At 63.7% G+C, this 4,407-nt stretch carries 6 protein-coding genes; all 6 read right to left on the bottom strand.

Annotated elements, in window-relative coordinates; genetic code table 11:
• Positions 1–33: 33 nt before the first annotated feature.
• Positions 34–1,605: a Mu transposase C-terminal domain-containing protein gene (locus B2U11_RS00160; protein ID WP_197458382.1), complete on the bottom strand. Its 1,572-nt coding sequence runs from the start codon at positions 1,603–1,605 to the stop codon at positions 34–36.
• Positions 1,592–2,233: a TnsA endonuclease N-terminal domain-containing protein gene (locus B2U11_RS00155; RefSeq protein ID WP_066552783.1), complete on the bottom strand. Its 642-nt coding sequence runs from the start codon at positions 2,231–2,233 to the stop codon at positions 1,592–1,594. The genes B2U11_RS00160 and B2U11_RS00155 overlap by 14 nt, the downstream gene beginning before the upstream one ends.
• A 179-nt stretch (positions 2,234–2,412) precedes the next feature.
• On the bottom strand, positions 2,413–2,955 hold the full coding sequence (locus B2U11_RS00150) for an alginate export family protein (RefSeq protein WP_054764187.1): 543 nt from the start codon (positions 2,953–2,955) through the stop codon (positions 2,413–2,415).
• A gap of 315 nt (positions 2,956–3,270) precedes the next feature.
• On the bottom strand, positions 3,271–3,756 hold the full coding sequence (locus B2U11_RS00145) for a methyltransferase family protein (RefSeq protein WP_054764186.1): 486 nt from the start codon (positions 3,754–3,756) through the stop codon (positions 3,271–3,273).
• The gene (locus B2U11_RS00140) at positions 3,753–3,881 is read right to left on the bottom strand and encodes a DUF2474 family protein (protein ID WP_137721941.1); all 129 of its coding nucleotides are present in this window, start codon (positions 3,879–3,881) and stop codon (positions 3,753–3,755) included. The genes B2U11_RS00145 and B2U11_RS00140 overlap by 4 nt, the downstream gene beginning before the upstream one ends.
• Positions 3,881–4,407: cytochrome d ubiquinol oxidase subunit II (locus tag B2U11_RS00135; protein ID WP_292068909.1), on the bottom strand; the 527-nt coding region annotated here is incomplete at its 5' end. The genes B2U11_RS00140 and B2U11_RS00135, both read right to left, overlap by 1 nt.

Here is a 4,407-nt window from a genome sequence, read left to right as displayed (position 1 = left end):
GGACTCTCGTTATGGCTGGATGAGAAACGGGGGTCACGTCACGATGCTCATGGGGCTTCTGTAGCGGACGGTCAGATAGACCTTGTTGTCCGGATCCCAGACGTACACCTCCGAAACATCGCGAGGGTCGCGGCGGACAGTGAAGGTCTTGCTTGGCGTCTTCGCATGTCGCTGACGCAGGGCGACCAAGCCGTCGGAATCGTAGTGGAAGAGATCCCACTGAACACCATAGCTTTGTAGCGTCCGCTCGGTCTTCGGCATCAGTTCCTTGCGCCAGAAATCGAGATTGTCGACTTCGTCAGGCAGCTTGTTGATCTGCCTGGTCCCTTCGAAGAAGTACGAGCGCCATTTCTCCAGCGGGGTCATGCCGAGCGTGGAATGCTTGGTGTTGATGTGTTCCTTGATGACGCTGAGGAGGTAGAGTTCAAGCTCCCCAAGCGTGAGGCTGGCGGACTTCCTCGGGTCGGGAAGCTTTGCGCGCTCGCGAATATTCGATCCGGTCGCGCCAGGGAGGTGCTTCACGCTGAACGCTAGCTTGCCAAAGTAGCGTTCGATGTGGGGGCCATATCGAGGCGTCTTGACCTTCCGGTTCATCAGCTCCCCGTCCACGTTGGCCATGAACTGTCGAAGCATGGAGCCCCTGAACTCCTTGGCATTGTCCGCATGGATCATCTTAGGGAAGCCCCAAACGGGCCACTCCATCTCCACGCCCAGGTCGGCGAGCCATCGTTCTTTGCGTGTGATCGAATGGAAAATCGCGAGACCGGCGCTGGAGGCGCCGGTAGGATCCAGAGAGAGATAGTAGCCGATGGGCATGAAGCTGAATGTGTCGATCACCATCGTCAGCCGAGGTCGGCCGATGGGGAGGCGATCAACGCTGTCCACCACTTCGAGATCGTAATCCCAATAATCGATCTGGACTGAACTGAGCGGCGCCTCAGCGAAAGGATAGCTGCCCATCAGGCGCTTCTTAGCGTCGTGCGATGCCCGCTTGCCCTGGCGCGCCTCGATGACCTCGATCGGGTCTAGCGCCGCGATGCGAGCGTAGAAGGTGGCGAGAACCGGAGGGCGTAAACCGGCCTTTGCGAATTCGATTTCGAGGTGTTCCTTGTACACCGTCATAGGGGCGGGCTGATTTTTGACCAGGTAATGCTTCCTGATGATGGCATCGAGGAGGGCGTCTCGCTCGGCGCTCATACGCCGCTGTCCGCGCGCGCCTTGCCCGCCCTTGGGAAGCAAGCTCATGACCGAGCCGGTGTAGCCTTTCACACGGCGATAGACGGTCGCTCGATCAACCCCGAGCACCTTGCCGGCTTCGATTATGAAGTCCGACTTTTCACCACGCGAGATGGCGCCGGTGAGAAGGGGTTTGAGGACTTCCCACCAACGGTAAGCTTCCTCGGTCTCTTTAGCGCTATAGTCGTCCAGAGTGCGGATCGGTGCGCTTACGCTTCGTGGATCGTCGATGTCCTTACGCCCGACGAGGCGATGTTCCTCGCTCTCGAAGCGGACCAGATAACTGTCCAGGTCGAGTACGCGAACGATAGTGGCAGGGCGCTTGCCGATCGTGACATTGACGCCGGCGTCTAACCTAAGTCCCTTCAAGCAATGCTCCGATTTTCGCATTCACCCACCACGTCAGAGGCGTATCGTCGGTGAGAGGCTTGTTGAGGTCGCCAATCAGAAGCTCCGCACCCAGCATGTAATAGAGGGCTTCCATAACGACGCCGCGAATGGCCCCTTCCTCCTCCAGCCGGAAACGGATGTCGCCTAGTCGGTGCGTCCCCTTGGCGAGGACAATCGCCTGCACCCGACGCACCATTTCCTGATCTACGCTGCCTCGCAGGGTCGGGGCGATCAGCTCGGCGTTCACCTGACGCTGTGTGCGAATGGTGCGTTCGGTCACCACGCGGTAGCCGACATCTCTCTCGGCGAAATACCGGCGAGCGGCGCGGTACTTCGGCGCCAGTGTTCCATACCCCGAGCGTAGGATCGCCAGCGGTTTCACCTCGAAGACCACGCGTCGAAAGCCGTGAGGCCAAGGCGAGCGTGTCTGCCAGACCGCCATGATGTCGGGCGTATAGGTACGCGCCTGGCCATCGACCGTAAGACTGATCGTCATCGGCTGAGTGACCACGTCGCGGATGTGGCCGTCCACCTCCAGCGACATCAGGAAATCGCGTTCCAGTTTGGACTCGTAAAGAAGCGGTCCGCTCGGATAGCGCGAGGGCATCTGCCCTGTCACTGAGCGGCGGCCCGGCGGAATGCGTCGGCGCTTATGCACTTCGGTATCTTGTCGCATTATTTGCCAAAGTCCTAGATTTTGTCGCAGTTTTTGGTGGATGAAATCGGAGCTTTGGGCACCGCTAACGGGTCATTTCAGGCTTGGTTTGTCGCACCGGGTGCCGGAACTCACACCTGGGCCGCCGCCTCGACCTCGACATCCCACGCCCCGGCCGCCGGCGAATGGCGCCAACGGACGCCGGGCGTCGCCAGCCGGCGGTTTCGGGTCTGCTGGTCCGCGTCATCGCTTTCGGTCAGGCCGTAGACATAGAGGTCGAGCGACCGCCGCTGGCCGAGGTCGCGAGTCCAAAACAGGCCGGCGAACTGCAGGTTGGAACTCTCTCGATCCCACGCGATCCGATTGTCCTCGATGGCGGCCCTGTCGTCCGGCAACCGCACCTGCGGCATGACCCAGAAGGCCGTCAGCGCGCCGTCGGCCAGGGGCGTGTCGAAACGGGCGCCGGTATAGGCGTTGGTGGTGTTGCGAAAATTCTGGCGAGAAACGAAACGCTTGGAACCCAGATCCATGGTGAAGCGGCCGAGTTTCAGTGTCCGCTCACGTCGCGCGCCGAGACGGATCTTGGCGTAGGCCTGAACCAACTCCAGCGCATTGACCTCGCCAACGCCGACCGACGACAGCGGACCTTGCCCGAACGCCCGCGAATCGAACACCTCGCCCGAACGTCACGTGACCCACATCCCGCTCGACGGCCAGCGTCAGCCGCGTCGTCAGGACGGCGTCGCTTGGCTCCGCCATCGGACAAAACTGGCCTGACAGCGTCTCTCCCCGCGCGCGCGCCGATCCGGAGACGCGCCAGCTATCCTGGGCGTCCGTGGGTTGCCCGGCGGCGGCGATCGCACCGCTCATGAGGAGGCCCATCAGCACCGGACAAGCGTTCCCGTGGTTGGCGCGGGCCTCTTGATGTCTCCCATCGTCGTTTCCTGCTGCGTTTTGTCGCAACAGGCCGGGCCAAGCTTAAGCCAGCCTTAAGGTGATTGCGACGGCATCCGCCGCCCAAACCAGCGGTCCACGCGATCGGCGTAGGCGGACCAGGCTGGCCCGAAGAGGGCCGTCAGGTGTCGTTCCTCGCGCCGGATGGCGAGGCGGTCGGTGGCGAAGGCGGCGACGGGGGCGGCCACGAAGAACCAGGCGTTGTCGAACAGGCCGCCGAGGCCGAGCAGCAGCAGGCCGTTGGCGAGATAGATCGGGTTGCGGCTCCAGGCGAACGGACCGGTCGTGACCAGAGCGGTCGCCGCCCGGTGCGGCAGGATGTTGGCGCGCCACCGCCGCATCACCAGCATGGCCCAGAGGTCCAAACCAAGGGCGAGCCCGACCAGGAGGCCGCCAGCGGCGAAGGCGCCGGGGAAGAGAGCGGGCGGGGACCACAGACGCGCCGTGATGAGCGCGACAAGGACGGCGCCGCCCGTGATGAGCGGCGGCCAGGGCCAGCGGTTCGGCGCCTGCGGGCTCACCCCCCGGCCAGCTTGAGAACGCCGCGCAGCAGATAGGCGACGATGCCCAGGACGCCCACGCCCAGCGCCCAGAGCGCGACGAACCAGAGGCCCTGCCGGAGCCCGTTTGTGGAGCCGCGACGCATCAGTGGTAACCGTCGTCGCCGACCTTGCCGCGGAACACCCAGTAGGCGTAGGCGGTGTAGGCTAGGATGATCGGGATCAGGATCAGGGCGCCGACCAGCATGAACAGCTGGCTGGAGGCGGGAGCTGCGGCCTGCCAGAGGGTGATCTCGTCGGGTACGGCGTAAGGGAAGACGCTGACGCCCAGCCCGGCGAAGGTCACCGCGAACAGGCCCAGCGACAGCAGGAAGGGCCAGACCTCACGCTTCTGACGCATGGTCCAGAAGAAGGCGGCCGCGACGATCAGGACGAGCAACGGCACCTGGGCCGTCAGAAGCACGCCGGGCCAGTCGAACCACCGGCGGGCGTATTCGCCGTCGAGGAACGGGGTGGCCAGGCTGACCGCGCCGATCATCAGCAGGGTCGCCGGACCCAGTTTCCAGGCCTGCGAGCGCGCGTGGGTCTGGAGCGCGCCTTCCGTCTTCATGTTCAGCCAGGTGGCGCCCAATAGGGCGTAGCCGACGACGACGGCGGCGCCGGTCAGCAGGC

Source organism: Brevundimonas sp. UBA7534 (genome assembly GCF_002479325.1).
GTDB lineage: Bacteria > Pseudomonadota > Alphaproteobacteria > Caulobacterales > Caulobacteraceae > Brevundimonas.
The sequence above is the reverse complement of the archived record's forward strand: the minus strand, read 5'-3'. Positions and strand labels throughout refer to the sequence as shown.